The organism is Ralstonia chuxiongensis, from assembly GCF_024158925.1.
Lineage (GTDB): Bacteria > Pseudomonadota > Gammaproteobacteria > Burkholderiales > Burkholderiaceae > Ralstonia > Ralstonia chuxiongensis.
The window spans coordinates 743,107-762,758 of the sequence record NZ_JAMYWC010000001.1; the positions used below are offsets into that span (position 1 = coordinate 743,107).

General features: G+C 64.7%; 15 protein-coding genes. 9 read left to right on the forward strand and 6 right to left on the reverse strand.

Going from position 1 to position 19,652, the window contains the following annotated elements; translation table 11 throughout:
* Window positions 1–45: 45 nt before the first annotated feature.
* The 4 genes from NKG59_RS03235 (at window position 46) to NKG59_RS03250 (ending at window position 5,320) form a co-directional block, all read left to right on the forward strand.
* A complete protein-coding gene (locus tag NKG59_RS03235) occupies window positions 46–1,062 on the forward strand; it encodes an AraC-like ligand-binding domain-containing protein (protein ID WP_253535217.1) in 1,017 nt (338 codons plus the stop codon).
* A 302-nt stretch (window positions 1,063–1,364) separates the two neighbouring features.
* On the forward strand, window positions 1,365–3,305 hold the full coding sequence (locus tag NKG59_RS03240; protein WP_253535218.1) for a S8 family serine peptidase: 1,941 nt from the start codon (window positions 1,365–1,367) through the stop codon (window positions 3,303–3,305).
* A 22-nt stretch (window positions 3,306–3,327) separates the two neighbouring features.
* The gene (locus NKG59_RS03245; RefSeq protein ID WP_253535219.1) at window positions 3,328–3,813 is read left to right on the forward strand and encodes a hypothetical protein; all 486 of its coding nucleotides are present in this window, start codon (window positions 3,328–3,330) and stop codon (window positions 3,811–3,813) included.
* A gap of 100 nt (window positions 3,814–3,913) precedes the next feature.
* Window positions 3,914–5,320 carry an amino acid permease gene (locus NKG59_RS03250; protein ID WP_253535220.1) on the forward strand — a complete coding sequence of 469 codons (1,407 nt, stop codon included), beginning with the start codon at window positions 3,914–3,916 and terminating at the stop codon, window positions 5,318–5,320.
* Here the strand turns inward: NKG59_RS03250 and NKG59_RS03255 are convergent.
* The gene (locus NKG59_RS03255) at window positions 5,299–6,498 is read right to left on the reverse strand and encodes a M20 aminoacylase family protein (protein WP_253535221.1); all 1,200 of its coding nucleotides are present in this window, start codon (window positions 6,496–6,498) and stop codon (window positions 5,299–5,301) included. The genes NKG59_RS03250 and NKG59_RS03255 overlap by 22 nt on opposite strands.
* 53 nt (window positions 6,499–6,551) lie before the next feature.
* On the reverse strand, window positions 6,552–7,847 hold the full coding sequence (locus tag NKG59_RS03260) for an MFS transporter (RefSeq protein WP_253535222.1): 1,296 nt from the start codon (window positions 7,845–7,847) through the stop codon (window positions 6,552–6,554).
* 255 nt (window positions 7,848–8,102) lie between these two features.
* Here NKG59_RS03260 and NKG59_RS03265 point away from each other — a divergent pair, with 255 nt between their 5' ends.
* On the forward strand, window positions 8,103–9,020 hold the full coding sequence (locus NKG59_RS03265; protein ID WP_253535223.1) for a LysR family transcriptional regulator: 918 nt from the start codon (window positions 8,103–8,105) through the stop codon (window positions 9,018–9,020).
* Window positions 9,021–9,042: 22 nt separating this feature from the next.
* Here the strand turns inward: NKG59_RS03265 and NKG59_RS03270 are convergent, their stop codons facing one another.
* Window positions 9,043–10,347, reverse strand: coding sequence for an O-acetylhomoserine aminocarboxypropyltransferase/cysteine synthase family protein (locus NKG59_RS03270; RefSeq protein WP_253535224.1), 1,305 nt, complete (start codon window positions 10,345–10,347; stop codon window positions 9,043–9,045).
* A 212-nt stretch (window positions 10,348–10,559) separates the two neighbouring features.
* Here NKG59_RS03270 and NKG59_RS03275 point away from each other — a divergent pair, with 212 nt between their 5' ends.
* From NKG59_RS03275 to aspA, 4 genes are all read left to right on the forward strand, one after another.
* A complete protein-coding gene (locus tag NKG59_RS03275; RefSeq protein WP_253535225.1) occupies window positions 10,560–11,459 on the forward strand; it encodes a LysR substrate-binding domain-containing protein in 900 nt (299 codons plus the stop codon).
* Between the two features lie 208 nt (window positions 11,460–11,667).
* A complete protein-coding gene (locus NKG59_RS03280) occupies window positions 11,668–12,975 on the forward strand; it encodes a dicarboxylate/amino acid:cation symporter (RefSeq protein WP_253535226.1) in 1,308 nt (435 codons plus the stop codon).
* Window positions 12,972–14,453, forward strand: coding sequence for a cysteate racemase (cuyB, locus tag NKG59_RS03285; protein WP_253535227.1), 1,482 nt, complete (start codon window positions 12,972–12,974; stop codon window positions 14,451–14,453). Before NKG59_RS03280 ends, cuyB begins: the two co-directional genes overlap by 4 nt.
* Window positions 14,450–15,865, forward strand: a complete 1,416-nt coding sequence (aspA, locus tag NKG59_RS03290; protein WP_253535228.1) for an aspartate ammonia-lyase — start codon at window positions 14,450–14,452, stop codon at window positions 15,863–15,865. Before cuyB ends, aspA begins: the two co-directional genes overlap by 4 nt.
* Window positions 15,866–15,899: 34 nt before the next feature.
* Here aspA and NKG59_RS03295 read toward each other — a convergent pair whose 3' ends face one another.
* The 3 genes from NKG59_RS03295 to NKG59_RS03305 form a co-directional block, all read right to left on the reverse strand.
* Entirely contained in the window at window positions 15,900–16,832 is a 933-nt protein-coding gene (locus tag NKG59_RS03295; RefSeq protein ID WP_253535230.1) for an amidohydrolase family protein, read from the reverse strand.
* 1 nt (window position 16,833) lies between these two features.
* A complete protein-coding gene (locus NKG59_RS03300) occupies window positions 16,834–18,159 on the reverse strand; it encodes an MFS transporter (RefSeq protein ID WP_253535240.1) in 1,326 nt (441 codons plus the stop codon).
* Between the two features lie 73 nt (window positions 18,160–18,232).
* Window positions 18,233–19,603: an MFS transporter gene (locus tag NKG59_RS03305; RefSeq protein WP_413411694.1), complete on the reverse strand. Its 1,371-nt coding sequence runs from the start codon at window positions 19,601–19,603 to the stop codon at window positions 18,233–18,235.
* Between the last annotated feature and the right edge of the window lie 49 nt (window positions 19,604–19,652).

Consider the following 19,652-nt stretch of genomic DNA (forward strand, 5'->3'; position numbering starts at 1 on the left):
GCGCCACCGCTTCTGCACAATGCACGGGCCTTTCAGGAAACCACCGTGAGCAAACCTCCGCATTCCCACTTCGATACGTCTGCGCTGCCGCGCGAGCATCAATTTGCGGCGTGGCGGGATGCCATCAACGTGCTATTCGACACGCGCTCCGCCGCCCCGCAGTCGCATGGCTTTCAAGCCAGCGTCGACGCGTATCTTTGCGGCGAGACGGGTGTGGGCATGATCAGCGCGCAGGCACAGCACTATGATCGGTCCCGCTCCAAGCTCGGGCGCGACGGCATGGATGTCTACGTGCTCCAGTACTACCTGGAAGGCAGTTGCGGGCAGCGCGACGGCGCCACCGGCACCGCCACGCGCCCCGGCGATCTGTTCATCGTCGACGCTGCGCAGCCGCTCGCCACCAGCACAAGCGACAGCCGATTCCTGAGCCTGGCCGTGCCACGGCGGCTGCTGGCGCCGCTGCTGCGCGCGCCGGACGAACTCAGCATGCGCGTGCTGCGCGGCGATGCCCCGATGGTCGGGCTGCTGCGCGATCATCTGTGCTCGCTCTATCAATCGGTCGGAAAATTGAGCGAGGCCGAGGCGCAGGCCGTCATCCCGGGCACGCTGCAACTGGCGGCGGCCGCCATCAACTGCCAGGTGACCGAAGCCAGTGCGCCCGCCGTCAGGGAAAGCCTGTTTGCTTCGATCTGCCGGCACGTGCAGCAGAACCTGTCCGACCTCACACTTTCGCCCGAGGGGGTTGCCGTGCAGTTCGGCATCTCGCGTGCCACGCTGTACCGGCTTTTCGAGCGCGAAGGCGGTTTCTTCAACTACCTGCGCACGGAGCGCCTGCGACAGTGCCACGCGATCCTGGCAGACCGCTCGCAGACGCACCGTTCGGTGGCCGAAATCGCGCAGACCTACGGTTTTTCCGACGCATCGAACTTTACGCGCGCGTACCGCCGCGCCTCGGGCATGTCACCGCGTGAGACACGCATGCTGGCCATCGAAGGTCGTGCCACCGCCATGCGTTTCGTTCAGCAAAAAGACTGGCGCACCTGGGTCATGCAGATGCGCTGAAGCGCGCGCGGTACCCCTGCCGCGCTCCGGTTTTCCTTCCGCCGCCCCCCCGCTCCCCCGCGCAGCCGCCCCAAAGACTGAGACGCGCTGACAGGTTCGCGCGACGGCCGAACCGGTTCGCGGGCACAGGCGCTTTCGTCGTTGAATCCCCACTGGCGTGCATGCGAGCATCCGGCCCGACCTGATGAGCGCCCATGCGCTCGCGGCGGGCACGTGCGACGTGCCCTCTCTTCGTCGAACAGGTCGAAGCGGTGCGGACATCCCGCGCTTTGCACAACACACAACGACAAAACGGGGGTCTCGTGAAAGACATTACGGGAAAATCGCTTGCCTTGACGCTGTTCACCACCGTGGCCCTGGCCGCGTGCGGCGGTGGGGACTCGGGAAGCAACACCGCCAGCAACGGCGGCAACACCGGCGGCAACACGCCGCCCGCATCCACGTGCGCAGAAACCGGCGTCGATGCCAAGTACGCCTGCCAGACCGGCAGCACCGAGCCGCTGTACGCCTACCAATGGGCGCTCAAGCAGGCAACCAGCTTCTTCGCGGCGTTCGGCCTGGTGGCCAACGGCACGACCGACATCGACGTGGAAGACGCGCACAAGGCCGGCATCAAGGGCCAGGGCGTGAACGTGCTCGTGCTGGATGACGGCATCGACGTGCACAACGAAGATCTGTTCGCCAATGCCAACTCGGACATGACGCACAACTTCGACGATGGCTCGAACGATCCGACTCCGGCAGACATTCCCGCGAACATCAAAGACGCGCATGGCACCAACGTGGCCGGCATCATCGCCGCGGCACAGAACGGCAAGGGCGTCATGGGGATTGCTCCGCGCGCGACGCTGGGCGGGGCGCGCTTTATCGGCGCGGCGAACCCCGACATCACCGCGGCCTACGGCGGCGCCGACTGGTCGAAGAACGGCCACATCATCAATGCCTCGTACGGCGCGAACCCGCAGGCACCGCTGGAATACGACACGTCCACCTCGACACAGGCAGCGGTGCGCGCCTTCCCGAACCTGCGTGGCGGCCGTGGGCTGGTCATGCTCAAGGCGTCGGGCAATGAATATGAATACATCAACGACGGCGCCAGCGTTCCGCCGCGCACATGCCCGACCGTGGGCGGCTCCGCCGGCATGATCGGCTGCGAGAATCCCGCCAATGATCCGGAAGCCCTGGAGCCTGGCGTGATCGTTGTCGGCGCGGCAAACGCGCAAGGCATCAAGTCGAGCTACTCCAACGCCGGATCGGTCAACTGGATCACAGGCTTGGGCGGCGAATACGGCAACGGCGGCAAATATGGTGAAACGGGCAGCGGCCCAAAGATTTTCTCCACCGACCTCAGCGGCTGCGCACGCGGCTACAGCCGAGCCAATCCGGACGACACCTATGACTTTGCGATTCCAGGCACCGCCACCAACCTGAAAGACAACGCAAAGTGCGACTACTCGAGCATGAACGGCACATCGGCAGCCACGCCCACGCTGTCCGGCGTGGTTGCGCTGATGCTGGCGGCCAATCCGAATCTGACGTGGCGCGATGTTCGCGAAATCCTGCGTGCGACGGCCCGCAAGATCGACACCGATTACGGCAGCCGTGACGGCCGTAACGCCAGAATCGACCTGCTCACCGGTGCCGCCACTGGCGATACCAGCGCCGCGCTGACTGACGGCGCGACCACCGCGCGGCTGGACTACGGCTGGCAGACCAATGCCGCCGGCTATGCATATTCCACGTGGTACGGCTTCGGTCTGGTCGATGCATCAGCGGCGGTGAAAATGGCCAAGGCCACTGTCACCTACAAGCCGGCCGCTCTGTCGGTGCCGGACTTCGCGGCGGCCTTTGCCAACGTCAACCAGCTGAACTACGGCGCGGTGCAAAAGCTCGGCCAGTTCAACGTGTCGGGCACCGACAAGGTCGACGCCCTGCAATTGCGCGTATCGGGTTCGGTGTGCGTGGGCAGTGTCGGCTTCTTTGTGAAGTCGCCCTCGGGCACGGTGTCGGCGTTGTCCCTGCCGTACAACGGCTATTACAACAACGGCGTCGATACCGTGAACAAGTACGGTCTGGGCAGCTACGCCTTCTATGGCGAGAACGCAGCCGGCACGTGGGAGGTCTACGCAGTAAGCGGCGTGCCGACCAACGCCTGCTCGACATACCAGCCCCAGGGCGGTACCCACACCGTGACCCTCGCCACGCCGCTGGCCGTGGAGTATCGCGTGATTGCTGCCAAGTGAGCCCGTTCGGAGACCATTCAACATGATCAATACAACCCTGATGAAGACCGTGGCGCTGGCGGCGCTCCTCTCGATGGCTTCGGCGTGCCAGGCGGCCGACCTGACGGTGGGCAAACATCTGAGCACGCAGGAGCTGACGCAATACGCAAGCGCGCCGACGGTGCAGATCGAATCGCAGTCGTTCAAGGTGCTCTCCAGCGGCACGCGCACCAAGGCAGCGGGTGCGGCATCCTCAGCCGTCACGCAGGTGGTCAATGAGCGTGGCGTGGTGGGCGAGAGCCGCAACGAGGTGGTCGTCTCGCAGGTGTCGGTCGACAGCGTGCGCCAGGCAGTGAGCAGCCTGCCGGCAACGCCGGTGTCGGCGGAGTATTACGGGCACCTGAACATCAGCACCCTGCGTTTTGCTTCGTTCCAGGATGCCGTGAATGCGCGTGCGCAACTCAAGAAGACGCTGCCGCAGGCGCGGGTGGACGTTCCGATCCAGTACGCCAAACCCGTGGCGCGCTGATCAACCTCCGTCCGGTCACACAAGACGCCCCGCCTCCGCGCGGGGCGTTTTGCATGGAGCGGCGTATCATCCCGGCCTTTTCCCCAGTCAGGACAACACCATGACCAAGGCCACCGGCAGCTTCGAAGCGCTGGCCGCACGCGAAGGCGGCCTGCAGCACCGTCTTTCTTCTGCGCAACTCGCCATGATCGCCATCGGCAGCGCGATCGGCACCGGCTTGTTCCTGGGTAGTGGCGCGGCCATCCAGTTGGCCGGCCCGGGCGTGATTGCAAGCTACGCCATCGGTGCGCTCATTGCCCTGCTGCTCATGGGCTGCCTGGCCGAGATGGTTGTGGCCCACCCCACCACCGGCTCTTTTGGGGCCTATGCCGAGCATTACGTCAGCCCGCTCGCCGGCTTCCTGGTGCGTTATGCGTATTGGGCGGCGGTCGTCTTCGTGATCGGTGCGGAGGTGACGGCGGTGGCGGTATACATGGCGTACTGGTTTCCGGGCGTGCCGGCGTGGGTATGGATCGTGGGGTTCTCCGCCGTGCTCGTGTGGATCAACGCCAGCAGCGTCGAGGTATTCGGCGTGGCCGAATACTGGTGCTCGATGATCAAGGTGGTGGCGATCGTCGCGTTTCTGGCGGTGGCGAGCTATGCCATCCATCGCGCACCCGAAGGCGGGCCGATCGGCTTTCACAACTACGTGAGCGCGGGCGGCTTTGTGCCGCACGGCTGGAATGGCGTGTGGTTCGGCGCGGTGGTCAGCATCTTCAGCTTCTTCGGTATCGAGTTGATTGCCGTGGCCGCCGGTGAGGCACGCGAGCCGGAAGCAGCCGCCACCCGCGCATTCCGCTCCACGCTGTTCCGGCTGGTGTTCTTCTACCTCTGCACGCTCGCGCTGATGCTGGCCGTGGTGCCGTGGCAGCAGGCCGGCACAGGCAAAAGCCCCTTCGTGCGGGTGATGGAAATCCTCGGCATTGCCGGCGGTGCGGGCGTGATGAACTTTGTGGTGCTCACGGCGGCGCTGTCGTCGATGAACGCGCAGTTGTATGTGTCGACGCGCATGCTGTTCAGCCTGGCGCGTGGCGGGCAGGCCCCCAGGGCGCTCGGTGTGGTGAGCCAGCGCGGCGTGCCCTTGCGCGCGCTGGCCGTGTCCAGTTCCGGTGCAGCGCTCGCGGCCGTGCTCAGCGTGGTGCTGCCGGGGCACTCGTTTCTTCTGATGATGGCGCTGGCGATGTTCGGCGCGCTCTTTACGTGGCTCGTCATCTTCATCACGCACCTGCGCTTTCGCCTCGCAGCGGAACGCGAAGGGCGCACGCTGCGGTTCCGCATGTGGGGCTTTCCGGTGCTGACCGTCATCGGAGCCGTCGCAATGACGGTCATCATCGTCAGTACGGCTTGGATGGCGGATTTCCGTATGACGCTGGTGGTGGGCGTGCCGTTCCTGCTGGTGATGGCCCTGGTATTCCGGCAGGCGCGGCTGGGGGAGTCGCCTGCGCGTCAGCCCTCTGCGCGCAACTGATCCTCCACCAGCGCTACCCAGCACGCTGCCCCGATCGGAATCAGCTTGTCGTTGAAATCGTAGCCGTCGTTGTGCAACGAGCAGCCGACCCACTGGCCGCCCAAACCGTTGCCCAGCGCGAAGTAGCAGCCAGGGCGCTTCTCCAGCATCCAGGCAAAGTCTTCACTGCCCATCTGCGAAGACGGCGGCACCTGGATGACGCGCTCCTCGCCCAGCACGCTCGCCACGGCACGATGCGCGATAGCGGTCTGCTCGGGTGTATTGCAGATGGCCGGCACCAACCGCTCGTAGACGATCTCCGCGCGCACGCCATAGGATGCGGCCTGGTGCGTAATGACCTCGCGGATGCGCGTCTCCAGGAGCTCGCGCACCTCCGGCTTGGTGGCGCGCACGCTCAACTTGAGCATGGCCGTTTCAGGGATGATGTTATGGGTCGTCCCGGCCTGCATCTGCCCAACACTGATGACGGCCGCATCCACAGGCGCGACATTGCGCGAGACGATGCCCTGCAACGCCACCACCGTCGCCGCCAAAGCCAGCGTCGGATCCACAGCCAAGTTAGGCATGGCACCATGGCCGCCGCGCCCGCTGAAAGTCACCGCCACACGATCTGACGAACCGCCCAGCGGGCCGCTCTGCACGACGGCCACGCCCAGCGGCAAGCCGGGCGCGTTGTGAAAAGCGTAGATGCCATCGCAGGGGAAGCGCTCGAACAGACCATCCTCCATCATGGCCACGGCGCCGGACAGGCCCTCTTCATCGGGCTGGAAGATGAGGTTCAGGGTGCCGTTGAAGTTGCGCGTGGCCGCCAGGTGCTCGGCGGCGGCAAGCAACGTGGCGGTATGGCCATCGTGGCCACACGCATGCATGCGACCGTCCACCTGGCTGGCGTAGGGCAAGCCTGTGCGCTCCTGCATGGGCAACGCATCCATGTCGGCGCGCAGGCCGATCGTGCGCTTGCCGTTGCCAACCTTCAATTGCCCCACCAGGCCGTGGCCACCGACGCTGTGCACGTCATAGCCCCATTCACGCAGCAGACCGGCGACGAGCTGGGAGGTGTGCGGCACGTCGGCACCCAATTCCGGATTGGCATGGATGCGATGACGCAGTTCGGCAAAGCGGTCAGCGCCCACGTGCAGGGCCTGGGGAATGCTGGGTGAATTCGGATCGAGGTACATGGTGCGAGGTCTGAGGCGGACTGGGTGGAGGCAACGATGGCGCGACGTCAATCTCAATCGCGGCCGGGATACGTCGGGAACAGCGTGAGCGCGCCCAGGCTGATTGCACTGCTGGCCAGCAGATACCAGGCCGGTGCCATCGGGTTGCCGGTTAGGCCCAGCAACCACGTAACGATGAGCGGCGCAAAGCCGCCGAACACGGTCACCCCCAGGCTGTACATCACCGACATGCCGGTTGCGCGATGCTGGCGCGGGAAGGCTTCCATCAGCAGCGCCGCACCCGCGCCATTGCTGACCGACATGAACGTCACGCCCAGCGCGATCAACCCCATGGTGAGAACCAACCCCGCGCCGGAAGACAGCAGCACGAAGCCGGGGTACGTGCACGACAGGCTGACCGCAGACGCGACATACAGCATCGGCTTGCGCGCGGGCAGACGATCGGCCAACAAGCCAAACAACGGCGACATGACCAGCATGGTGAACCCCGCCACGCACGCCGTGAGAAATGCCGTGACAGGCGGCATGTGCAACGAGTGGATGAGGTACGTGGGCATGTAGAAGATCAGGATGTACATGGACGCAGTGGCTCCCGTCATCAGCAGCATGCCCAGCACCAGCGTGCGCGCATGCTGGCGAAGCACGTCGACCACGCTGCCGTGCGGTGCGGCCTCGTGCGTCTCCTTCAGATGCCGGCGGATGTACATGCCAACTGGCGCGATCAGCAAGCCCAGCAAGAACGGCAGCCGCCATCCCCAGCTCTGCAGTGCCTCGGGGCTGAGCACGGCGCTCACACCGGCCGCACTCAACGCGCCGAGCAGCGCCGCCGCGCCCTGCGTGGCCGCCTGCCAGCTCACCAGGAAGCAGCGCCGGCCCTTGCTGGCCGATTCCAGCAGCAGTGCCGACGCCGCGCCGATTTCCCCGCCGGCCGACAGCCCCTGCAGCAAGCGCCCGAGCACCACCAGCACCGTTGCCGTCACGCCGATCGCGGCGTGGCTCGGTGTGAAGGCGATCAGCGCGGTGCCCGCCGTCATCAATGCAATCGTCAATGTGAGCGCCGCCTTGCGGCCACGCCGATCGGCCATGTTGCCGATCAGCACGGCGCCCAACGGGCGCATGACAAAGCCCGCACCAAAAGTGGCGAATGACAACAGCAACGACGCCAGCGGGCTGCTCGACGGAAAGAACAATCGCCCGATGGTGGCGGCAAAAAAGCTGTAGACCGTGAAGTCGTACATTTCGAGCCCGTTGCCGATGGCGGCGGCAACGACAGCGCGGCTCGAATGTGGGGTCACGGTGGTGGTGCCTTGGCGCGGGGCGCCAGCGGGCACGGCGATCTGGGCATCCATCTTGATGTCTCCTCCAGTCGGGCGGGCTTCTATGAGCGTCCCGCAATGCGCTGGATTGAAGGGCAATAGTAGGAGCGGTCGGGCCGATTCCGCCTCTCGCTTTTTTTCATGGCTATAGCTGTTGGCTATGGCGGGAGCGCGCATCCGAGCCTGGCCGGCTAGTCCAACGGCCGCCCCGGGAGAATTCCGCAGTACAGTTGCTGGCTGGCGGTGCGGCATGCCAGCTCTTCGCTGCGCCGTGTATCAAGGACACCTATGAAGCTCAACCAGCTACGCGCACTGGTCACCGTTGCCGAGACGGGCAGCATCCAGGAGGCTTCGCGCCTGCTTCACATCACGCAGCCCGCGCTCAGCAAGGCCATCAAGGAGCTGGAAACCAGCGTGGGCGCAACGCTGTTCGTACGCTCCAGCAAGGGCATCCGGCTTACGCCGTATGGCCAGCGCCTGGTCGGGCATGCACGCTTGATCAACGAAAGCGTCAAGCGCGCACGAGAAGACCTGGAAGACATGAAAGGGGCGGTGACGAGCGAACTGACGGTGGGCGTCACCCCTGTCACCGCGCTCATCGGGCCGGTGGCTGACTGCCTCGTGACCTTCCGGCGTGAATTTCCCAACGCGCGGTTGCGCATCCTGGAGGCGCGTCCAGGCCAATTGCTGGAACTGCTGCGCGAGGGCGCCATCGACTTTGCACTGACGTCTCAGTTGCAGACGGGCGAACGCGGGTTCGACCACACCGTGGTCTGCCGCGCGCAGACGCTGATCGGCGTACGCAAGGGCCACCCGTTGCGCGGCCACCAGCCCCTGCGTGCCTTGCAGCAAGAAGAGTGGCTTGCCCCCGATTCGCTTACTGACGAGCACTCGCCGCTGTACCGACTGTTTTCCGATGCCGGTCTCGCCCCGCCCGAACGCGTGGTCGAATGCAACTCCATGACGCTGCTGCTCGAGCTGTGCTGGAAATCGGACGCCCTGCTTCTGCTGTCGAGCGAATCGACGCGCTCGCCCATCATCCGTCAGACGATCGACTTTATCGAGACCGATCAGCCAATGCCCGAGCGCGTCATCTCGCTGCTCACGCGAGACCGCCACGTTCTGACAGCGCTCGGCGCGCGCTTGCATGACGCGCTGGCACAGGCGCTGCGGCAGGCGTATCCGGAGCGGCCAACGCAGCCGTAAACCAGCGCGGTTCTGCGCCCGATCAGGCGCGCGCCAGCGCCTGATCCAGATCGGCGAGCAGATCATCGATGTGCTCGATACCGATCGACAACCGGATCGTCTCCTGCCGCACGCCAGCCTTGGCCAGCTCGGCTTCCGAGAGCTGGCGATGCGTGGTCGATGCCGGATGCGTGGCCAACGACTTCGCGTCGCCAATGTTCACCAGCCGCGTGAACAACTGCAGCGCATCCTGAAAGCGCGCGCCAGCGGCAAAGCCGCCCTTCACGCCAAACGTAAGCAGCCCCGGTGCCTTGCCAGACAGGTATTTCTGAACCAGCGCGTGGTCCGGATGATCCTCCAGGCTGGCATGGTTGACCCACTCCACCCTGGCGTGGCCGCGCAGATACCGTGCGATGTGCGCGGCGTTCTGCGTGATGCGGTCGATGCGCAGGCCCAGCGTTTCGATGCCCTGCAAAATCAGGAACGCGTTGAACGGCGACAGCGCCGCGCCGGTATTGCGCAGCGGCACCACGCGGGCGCGGCCAATGTAGGCCGCGTCGCCCAGGGCTTCCGTATAGACGACGCCGTGGTAGCTCACGTCCGGTTCGTTCAGCCGCTTGAAGCGCGCCTTGTGCTTCGCCCACGGAAACTTGCCGGAATCGACGATCGCACCGCCCAGGCTTGTGCCGTGGCCGCCCAGATACTTCGTCAGCGAATGCACAACGATGTCGGCGCCGTGCTCGAAGGGCCGCGTCAGGTATGGCGTGGGCACAGTGTTGTCGACGATGAGCGGCACGCCGTGGCGGTGCGCGATCTCGGCCAGCGCGGCAATGTCTGTGATGTTGCCTAGCGGGTTGCCGACCGTCTCTGCAAAGACGGCTTTGGTGCGGTCATCGATCAGCGCTTCGAACGATGCAGGGTCACGCGGATCGGCAAACCGCGTGGTGATGCCCGACTGCGGCAGCGTGTGCGCAAACAGGTTGTAGGTGCCGCCGTACAGCGTGCTGGCCGAGACGATGTTGTCGCCCGCTTCCGCAATCGTCTGGATCGCATATGTCACGGCCGCCTGCCCCGACGCCAGTGCCAGCGCCCCGATGCCGCCTTCAAGCGCGGCAATGCGCTTCTCCAGCACATCGTTGGTCGGGTTCATGATGCGCGAGTAGATGTTGCCCGGCACCTTCAGGTCGAACAGATCGGCGCCGTGCTGTGTGTCGTCAAACGCAAAAGCAACGGTCTGGTAGATCGGTACCGCCACCGCGCGAGTGGTCGGGTCTGCGCTGTAACCGCCGTGGACAGCCACGGTGTCGAGTTTCCAGGCGGGGGCGGTGCTCAAGGACGGCTGCGTCATGGTGCGTCTCCGGAAGGTTGGTCCGGCGAGCATATGGGCAGCCCTGCGGTTGGGGGAACGACCGTTTTTGTCTTTGGTTATGCGCGAAGCGCCGGAATGCAGACGCCGCATGCGGTCATGCGGATGTCGCATACCTAGGGTAAACACGTGCCATCTGGCGTGAGCCGAACGGATAGCCTCCACAGCATTGAACGCACCGCTCCGGAGGGGACATGGAAGTCAAATGGATCGAGGACTTTATTGCCCTCACGCAGCACCAGAGCTTTTCGCGGGCGGCGGAAATCCGCAATGTCACCCAGTCCGGCTTCAGCCGGCGTATCCAGGCGCTTGAGCAGTGGGTGGGCGCCGAGCTGGTGGATCGCAGCACCTATCCGCCCACATTGACGGCAGCCGGGCGCCTGTTTGAAGAAGCCGCGGACGACGTGCTGAGCAAGCTGATCGACACACGCGCCATCATCCGCTCCGAGCACCGCATGCCCGGGCCGGGGCTGCAGATTGCGGCGGGTCACACCATCTCATTGAACTGCCTGCCAACCTGGTTGGCGATGGTGGGCAAGCACATCGGCAACCTGCGCGCGCGTGTCATTCCGGGCAATGTGCACGACTCGGTGCTCATGCTGGTCAACGGCTCCTGCGACCTGATGTTTGCGTACGACCATCCCAGCCTGCCGCTGCATCTTGACCCGATCAAGTACCCCAGTCTGACAGTCGGGCGCGACACCTTCATGCCGGTCAGCAAGCCCAATGCGCGGCTAGGGCCGATGCACCGCCTGCCCGGCACGGCCAACCGGCCCCTGCCGCTCATCTCTTACACCCCAACGAGCTATTTCGGCCGTTGCCTGGCGCTGCTGTTGAGCCAGGCCGATGCGCAACCATTCCTGCGGCTCGACTATGAATCCGACATGGCCGAAATGCTCAAGAAGATGCTGCTCGCCGGTGAAGGCATTGCCTGGCTGCCAAAGAGTTCGATCGAGGCGGAGCTTGCCGCCGGCGTATTGGTGCCGGCAGGCGGCCCAACCTGGTCGCTCGATCTGGACCTGCGTGTGTATCGCAACCAGTACACGCGCAATGAGCTGCTGGAAAAGCTCTGGCGCCATCTGAGCCTGCCCTGAACCTGCCTCGGCGGGCCGTTTGCTCGTTTACCCGAACTATGCGGCGCTCGCATGAGCCCTTGCGGGAGCCGCATCACGGCGCACGCTGCCGTTCCTACACTCCGTCCACGCAATGAAAGCCGAGCCGAATAACCGGCCGGCGTCATGCGAAAGGCCACGGATTCGGTGTTCTCCGATTCCGGCAAGAGACCTCACTGGACGGAGCACCATGAAAAAGAATCGCCTTACCGCAACTATCCTGGCAGGCATGCTGCTGGGCATCGCCGTGGGTTATGCGTGCCACAAGCTCGCACCCGACGCCAATGCCGCCAAAGCCATCGCCGGCTATTTCTCCATCATCACGGACATCTTCCTGCGGCTGATCAAGATGATCATCGCGCCGCTGGTATTCGCCACGCTGGTCTCGGGCCTGGCCGGCATGGAGGGCACGCAGGCCGTGCGGCGCATCGGCTTGCGCTCCATCGCGTGGTTTCTTTGCGCGTCGTTGATCTCGTTGGCGCTAGGGCTTGTGCTGGCCAACGTGCTGCAGCCGGGGGCGGGGCTGAACATGACGCCCAACGCCGCTGATGTTGCCACCGGCCTGAACACCGCCGGCCTGAACTTCAAGGATTTCATCACCCACGCGTTCCCCACCAGCGTGCTGGATGCCATGGCACGCAACGACATCCTGCAGATCCTGGTGTTCTCGGTGTTCTTTGGCGTGGTGCTGGGCGTGCTCAAGGGCGACGAACGTGTCGCGCCACTGTCGCGCGCCATCGATGCCCTCGTGCCGGCCATGCTCAAGCTGACCGACTACGTCATGGCGCTGGCGCCCATCGGCGTGTTCGGCGCCATTGCCTCGGCCATTACGCTGCATGGCCTGGATGTGCTGGCAACTTACGGCAAGCTGGTCGGCAGCTTCTACCTGGGGCTGGCGCTGCTGCTGACCATCCTGATCGGCATCGGCCACATCTTCCTGGGGCGCCAGACGTGGGCACTGCTCAAGGCGATTCGCGAGCCGGCCATGCTGGCGTTCTCCACCGCCAGCAGCGAGGCGGCCTACCCGCGCCTGACCGAAAAACTCGAGGCCTTTGGCGTCGACAAGAAGGTCGTCGGTTTCACGCTGCCGCTGGGCTACGCGTTCAACCTTGATGGCTCGATGATGTATCAGACGTTTGCTGCCCTCTTCATCGCACAGGCGTTTGGCGTGGAGATGTCGCTGTCGCAGCAGATCCTCATGCTGCTGGTACTGATGCTCAGCAGCAAGGGGATGGCAGGCGTGGCACGCGGCTCGGTGGTGGTGGTGGCAGCGGTGGCGCCGATGTTCCATCTGCCGCCCTCGGGCGTGGTGCTGATCCTGGCCATCGACCAGATCCTGGACATGGGCCGCACCGCCACCAACGTGGTCGGCAACAGCATCGCCACCACGGCCATTGCCAAGTGGGAAGCACGCCGGGCCGCGCGTGAGCAAACGTCAGGTTTGGACGGCCTCTCCAATATTTCAGGCGTTTCTGGCATTCCGGGCGAAGTGAAATGACAACACCGCATGCGCGTCGCTCGCTGGGCGTGATCGGCGGGCTGGGGGCGCTGGCCAGCGCAGACGTGTTCTTCAAGCTGATCCAGTCCACCCCGGCCAGCACCGATGCCGACCATCTGGACATCGTGTTCGAGCAGCATCCGTTTTCTCAGGCAGGCCACACGACAGCAGCCACCACGGAGCGCAAGCTCTACATCTTCGATCTGATCCGCGACTTCCAGCGGCGCGGCATCGGGGCGGTGGTGCTGCCCTGCTTTTTGAGCCACACCTTCATTGACGAGCTGACCGCCAATTCGCCGTTGCCGATCGTCGACATGATGGCGGGGCTGCGTAGCCACGTGCGGCGCAAGTTTCCGGCCGCGCGCCGCATCGGAGTACTCGCTTCGGACGCCACGCGCAGCAAGCGTTTGTTCGAGCGCTACTTCAATGCGCCCGAGTTCGACGTCGTCCACCCGCGCGTTGACGGCATCGACCGCGTGACCGAAGCCGTGTACGCCCCCGACGGGATCAAAAGCGGCAACCTGCGCGGGCGCCCCATCGGGCTCTTGCGCGACGCCTGCGCCGATCTTGTTGAGCAGCGTGTCGACCTGATCCTGCCAGGGCTGACCGAGATCGCCCTGGTGCTTGACGAGCTTGGCCCCCTTGGCGTGCCCATCGTCGATTCCAACCTGGCCTACGCGCAGTACGTGGTGTCGGGGCAGCACGATGCGCCCGGCAAGCTGTTCAAGGTGGGTGTGGTGGGCGGCGTGGGGCCCGCCGCCACAGTCGACTTCATGCAGAAGATCGTGCGCAACACGCCGGCCACGCGCGACCAAGACCACATCAAGCTGCTGGTCGAGCAGAACCCGCAGATTCCCGATCGCACCGAAAACCTCATCGGCGAAGGACCGGACCCGACCGTCTCGCTGTACGCCACATGCCGCAAGCTGGAGGCGGGCGACGCCGACATCATCGCCATTCCGTGCAACACGGCACATGCGTACGTTGAGCGCGTACAGCCGTATCTCGGCATCCCGATCGTCAACATGCTGACCGTGACGGCCGAGCATATCCGCAACACGTTTCCGGCCTTGCGCAAGGTCGGCCTGCTGGCAACCTCCGGCACGGTGGCCAGCGGTGTGTACCGCAAGGCGCTGGAGGCGGCCGGCCTTGAACAAGTGGTGCCCAGCACCGAGCAGCAAGCCCGTGTGATGAATGCCATCTATGGCCCGCAGGGCGTGAAAGCGGGCTTCACCACAGGCGCGTGCGTTGACGATCTGATGGCCGCCATTGACGAGTTGACAGCGAGCGGCGTCGAGGCGGTGATTCTCGGCTGTACGGAACTGCCGCTGCTGCTGCCGCACGCCAGCGTCAACACATCTCAAGGCCGGCTCGTCACGCTGGTCGACCCGACCGATGTCCTGGCGCAGCACTGCGTTGCGCGCGCCCTCGCCCACCCTTCTCCATCGCATTCCAACGCTTCATTACAAACGACATGACCCACCGTATCGAACACGACCTGCTCGGCGACCGCGAAGTCCCCAGCGACGCCTACTACGGCGTTCACACGCTGCGCGCGCTGGAGAACTTTCCGATTACCGGCACCCCCATTTCTGTCTATCCGCAGTTGCTCTGCGCACTGGCCAGCGTGAAGGCTGCCGCAGCGCTGGCCAACCATGAGCTGGGGCTGCTGGACAGCCTTCATGCCAACGCGATCGTCCACGCATGCGAGCGTGTGCGGGCGGGCGAGGCCCACGCGCATTTCGTCGTCGATGTCATCCAGGGTGGCGCAGGCACGTCCACCAACATGAACGCCAACGAGGTCATTGCCAACCTGGCGCTGGAGTCTCTTGGCCACGCGCGCGGCGATTACCAGCACCTGCACCCGAACGAACACGTCAACCTGAGCCAGAGCACGAACGACGTCTATCCGACCGCGCTGCGGATTGCCGCGCACGAGGGCGTCCTGGCCCTGATCGATGCCATGGGCGTGTTGCGGCAAGCATTCGAGCGCAAGGCCGAAGCATTCCGCGGTGTGCTCAAGATGGGCCGCACGCAGCTCCAGGACGCCGTACCGATGACACTCGGCCAGGAGTTCAGCGCCTATGCCGTCATGCTGGGCGAAGACCAGGAGCGCCTGGCCGAAGCAGCGGCATTGATGCGCGAGATCAACCTGGGTGCCACGGCGATCGGCACGGGCATCAACACGCATCCGGACTATGCGGCCGCGGTCTGCCGGCATCTGGCGCGAATCACGGGCATTCCGCTGGTGACGTCGCACAACCTGGTGGAGGCCACGCAGGATGTGGGCGCGTTCGTTCAGCTCTCGGGCGTGCTCAAGCGGACGGCGGTCAAGCTTTCGAAGACCTGCAACGACCTGCGACTGCTCTCCAGCGGCCCGCGTGCGGGGCTGGGCGAGATCAACCTTCCCCCCATGCAAGCGGGGTCGAGCATCATGCCCGGCAAGGTGAACCCGGTGATTCCGGAAGTCGTCAATCAGATTGCGTTCGAAGTGATCGGCAATGACCTGACCGTCACCTTTGCTGCCGAGGCCGGGCAGCTTCAGCTCAACGCCTTCGAGCCCATCATTGCGCACAGCCTGTTCAAGAGCGTCTCGCACCTGCGCAACGGGTGCCTGACGCTGGCGGAAAAGTGCGTCGACGGCATTACCGCCAACGAAGCGCACCTGCGCGCCAATGTGGAGCACTCGATCGGCATCGTCACCGCGCTCAATCCGCATATCGGCTATGCGAATGCGACGGCGATTGCGCAGGAGGCGCTCGTCAGTGGCACCAGCGTGTATCAGCTCGTGCTGGACAAACGCCTGCTCAGCCGCGAGGCGCTGGATGAGATTCTGCAGCCGGACATGCTGGCCCAGCCGCGTGCGGTGACAGCGGCCCGGGCTATTTGACCGAACCGAGGCCGCAGAGCCGAAAAGGGAACGGTCAACCGAAGCCGTAAAGCTTCACCGGATTGGCGGCAAAGATCATCTGTTGCCAATCCGCACGCCCGATCCACGCGGCAATCGTATCGACCAGCGCGGCATCGTCGGGCTTGTGCGTCTTCTCGGTCGGATGCGGCCAGTCGGTGCCCCAGAGCATGCGCTCGGGCGCCATGTTGATGAATGTCTTGGCCACGGGCTCTACGTCCGCATAGGCTGGTGCACCTGTTTTGGTATCGACATATGGACCGGACAGCGTGATCCACGTGTTTCCCTTGTCGACCAGGCGTTGCGCTGTGCGCATGGCGTCGGACTGCATGCCGCCCGGCTGCGGAACATGTGCAATGTGGTCGATGACCAGCGGACACGGCAGCGCAAGCAGATGCGGCTCCAGCGCGGGCAGCTTCGCGCCTTGCACGACAAGCTCGATATGCCACCCAAGTGCGCCGATGCGAGACGCCAGCGGCGCAAGCATGTCGACGGTGGTGGCGCCCGGATAGCTCAGGTTGAAGCGGATGGCCCGCACACCTGCCGCGTGCATCTCCGCAAGCTGGGCATCCGTCACGGAAGTATCGACCACCGCGACGCCGCGGGCATTTGGCCCGAAGCGCTTCAGCGCATCCAACGTGCAGCGGTTGTCCGTTCCGTACGTCGACGGCGTGACGACCACGTTGCGCCGCACGCCCAAGCGCGCCTGCACCTTGCGGTACTGCTCGATGCTCGCGTTGGGCGGCCGTAGCGTGGTGCCCGGGGCACTGGGGAATCGGTCATCGTAGATATGCATGTGGCAATCCACCGCGCCGGCCGGCAAGTTAAACGTGGGTGAGTCGCTACCGCTGGACCACAACTCTTCCGCCCCGGCGAGAGCCGGTACAGCGGCTGCCACGGCACTTGCCCCCGCCATCTGCAGGAACTGCCTTCTATTGAGTGCGCTCATGTCAGGCGGTCTCCGTCTTGTTCAGCACCTGCGCTTCCGGCGTCGAGCGGCTCAACAGCAGCAGCGTCATCACGCTCACCAGCGTCAGCAGCGCCAGCGGCATCAGCGCCAGCGCGTAGCTGCCGGTGGCCTGCTTGACCCAGCCGTACACGTTCACCATCAGGCCGCCGCCAATGAGGTTGGCAATCGCGTTGATGGTGGCAAGCCCCGCAGCGGCCGCGCTGTTCGAGAGCATGCCGGAGGCCAGCGCCCAGAACGGTCCCTTGAACGAATACGCGCCCACCAGCACCGCGCACAGCATCACCATGGTTGGCACCAAAGATCCGCTCAGCGATGTGCCGAACAGGCCCAGCCCGATCAGCAGCATGGGAATGGCGGTGTGCCAGCGGCGCTCCTTCAGTCGGTCGGACCGGCGACCCCAGAACACCATCAACACCGAAGCCACTGCATACGGCACCGAGTTGAGCAGCCCCGTCTGCATGACGGTCAACCCAAACGATTTGAGGAGTTGCGGCTGCCATACCGACAGCGTGCTGCCGGCGGCCGACGCGCACACGTCCACCAGGGCGAGGCACAGCACGTAGCGATTGCGGAACAGCTTCGCCAGCGGCATCTGCGCAACTTTCTTGGGCCCGCGCGCTTCACCGGCCAACGTATTCGTGAGCCACTGGCGCTCGTCATTCGACAGCCACTTGGCTTCTTCGGGCCGATCGGTCAGCAGGCGCAGGCAGGCGATGCCGAGCAGTACCGTGGGAATGCCTTCTAGGATGAACAGCCAATGCCAGCCGCGCAGGCCGCCAAACCCATCCATCTGCAGCAGCGCAGCCGAGATGGGCGAGCCGATGAAGCTTGCCGCGGGAATCGCGACCATGAACGTCGCCACAATGCGGGCGCGGTGCGTTGCCGGAATCCAATACGACAGATACAGCAGCACGCCGGGAAAGAACCCGGCCTCCGCCGCGCCCAGCAGGAAGCGCAGCGCATAGAAGGATGCCGGGCCTTGCACCAGTGCCGTCGCGGCCGAGATCAGCCCCCACGTGATCATGATGCGCGCAATCCAGATGCGCGCGCCGTAGCGTTGCAGCGCCAGATTGCTCGGCACCTCGAAGAAGAAATACGACACGAAGAAGAGGCTGCTGCCAAACCCGAACACGCGGGCCGTCAGCCCGAGGTCATGATTCATCTGCAGCGAGGCCATGCCGACGTTGCCGCGGTCGATGAAGGCCAGCAGGTAGCAGAGCATAAGAAACGGCACGAGCCGCCAGACCACCTTGCGCAGGGTCCGCTGCTCGATCTCGGTGACACCGGTACTGGCCGTCACTTGCATGTTTGTCTCCTGGCGCCGTCGTATGCTGTGCGGCGCTGTTTGAATGTCTAGGAAGAAAGGTACTGCTATCGCGTCATCGGCGGGTGGCTTCACCGGCATCAGCGCCGGGATCGCCCAGCCAAGCGATGGACAGCGCACCGATAAGCAGCACGGCCGACACCGCCAGCAGCGGCGCTGCAAAACCATGCGAGAACTGCTTGATGGCACCGATCATCGATGGGCCGACAAATCCTCCGAGATTGCCGACGGAAACGATCAGCGCCAGGCCGCCCGCGGCCGCGCGGCCCGTGAGGAAGGTGGAGGGAATCGCCCAGTACGTGGCCTGGAACGCCAGGATGCCGCTCACCGTCAGGCACAGCGCCGTCAGCTTGAGTGCCGGTACATCAACGGCGGTGCTGGCCGCCAGCGCGACCGCTGCAACCACCAGCGCCCCGGCCACATAGGGGATGCGGTTCTGCGCGCGGTTCGCCACGCGGGCCCACCACAGCATGACCACCGCCCCAATCGCGTACGGAATGGCCGTCAGCCAGCCGACCACCGCGTGCTCGACACCAAACTGCTTGATGATCTGCGGCATCCAGAGGCCCACGCCGATGGAGCCGACGATGCCGCAAAAGTTGATGAACGCCAGCACGAAGACACGCCAGTTGGTCATTGCATCGCGCAGGGTCGAGCCGTGTTTGCTGGCGATGTCGCGTTGCTCCATGGCGAGGCGGCGCGCGAGCACGGCCTTTTCATCGTCGCTCAGCCACGTGGCCTTTTCCGGCCGGTCTGCCAGAACAAACAGGCACGCAATACCAAGCAGCACCGCCGGCAGCCCTTCGATCAGCAACAGCCATTGCCAGCTGCGCAGCCCATGCAGGCCACCGAGTTCGAGCAGCGCGCCGGAAATGGGTGAGCCGATCATGTTCGCCACCGGAATGCCAACCAGGAAGGCAGCCGTCACCTTGGCGCGCCATTTGCCCGGAAACCACTGCGTGAAATACAGGTAGATGCCAGGCGTGAAGCCCGCTTCGGCAAGACCCAACAGAAAGCGTGCTGCTGCAAAGCTCTTGGGCCCGACCACAAATGCGGTGGCCATCGAGAACAGGCCCCACGTGATCATGATCCGCGCGATCCAGATGCGCGCGCCGACCTTCTGCATGATGAGGTTGCTCGGGATCTCGAACAGGAAATAGCCGATGAAGAACAGTCCCGCCCCGAACCCGAACTGCTCGGCCGTCAGGCCAATGTCCTTGTTCATGGTGAGCGCGGCAAAGCCCACGTTGGTGCGATCGAGATAGCTGATCACATAACAGGCAAAGATGAACGGCAGGATGCGGCGGAACGCCTTGGCCAGCGTGCGTTCGCTCGCCTGGTAGTCGGCATCGGGCAGCGTGGCGGCGGTGCGCACATCCGCGCCGTGCGGTGGCGTGGTGGCACTCAGAGTCTGGGACATTTGCATGGTCTCCTCCATCGCGCTTCTATGAGCGCTAGGGGTTGCGTATCGATGA

Excerpts from the sequence above, each read along its gene's own strand:
- NKG59_RS03245 (WP_253535219.1), top strand. The coding sequence starts at position 3,328 with ATGATCAATACAACCCTGATGAAGACCGTGGCGCTGGCGGCGCTCCTC.
- NKG59_RS03265 (WP_253535223.1), top strand. The coding sequence starts at position 8,103 with ATGAAGCTCAACCAGCTACGCGCACTGGTCACCGTTGCCGAGACGGGC.
- NKG59_RS03295 (WP_253535230.1), bottom strand. The coding sequence starts at position 16,832 with ATGAGCGCACTCAATAGAAGGCAGTTCCTGCAGATGGCGGGGGCAAGT.
- NKG59_RS03300 (WP_253535240.1), bottom strand. The coding sequence starts at position 18,159 with ATGCAAGTGACGGCCAGTACCGGTGTCACCGAGATCGAGCAGCGGACC.
- NKG59_RS03305 (WP_413411694.1), bottom strand. The coding sequence starts at position 19,603 with ATGCAAATGTCCCAGACTCTGAGTGCCACCACGCCACCGCACGGCGCG.
- NKG59_RS03260 (WP_253535222.1), bottom strand. The coding sequence starts at position 7,847 with ATGGATGCCCAGATCGCCGTGCCCGCTGGCGCCCCGCGCCAAGGCACC.
- NKG59_RS03270 (WP_253535224.1), bottom strand. The coding sequence starts at position 10,347 with ATGACGCAGCCGTCCTTGAGCACCGCCCCCGCCTGGAAACTCGACACC.
- NKG59_RS03255 (WP_253535221.1), bottom strand. The coding sequence starts at position 6,498 with ATGTACCTCGATCCGAATTCACCCAGCATTCCCCAGGCCCTGCACGTG.
- NKG59_RS03275 (WP_253535225.1), top strand. The coding sequence starts at position 10,560 with ATGGAAGTCAAATGGATCGAGGACTTTATTGCCCTCACGCAGCACCAG.
- cuyB (WP_253535227.1), top strand. The coding sequence starts at position 12,972 with ATGACAACACCGCATGCGCGTCGCTCGCTGGGCGTGATCGGCGGGCTG.
- NKG59_RS03250 (WP_253535220.1), top strand. The coding sequence starts at position 3,914 with ATGACCAAGGCCACCGGCAGCTTCGAAGCGCTGGCCGCACGCGAAGGC.
- NKG59_RS03280 (WP_253535226.1), top strand. The coding sequence starts at position 11,668 with ATGAAAAAGAATCGCCTTACCGCAACTATCCTGGCAGGCATGCTGCTG.
- aspA (WP_253535228.1), top strand. The coding sequence starts at position 14,450 with ATGACCCACCGTATCGAACACGACCTGCTCGGCGACCGCGAAGTCCCC.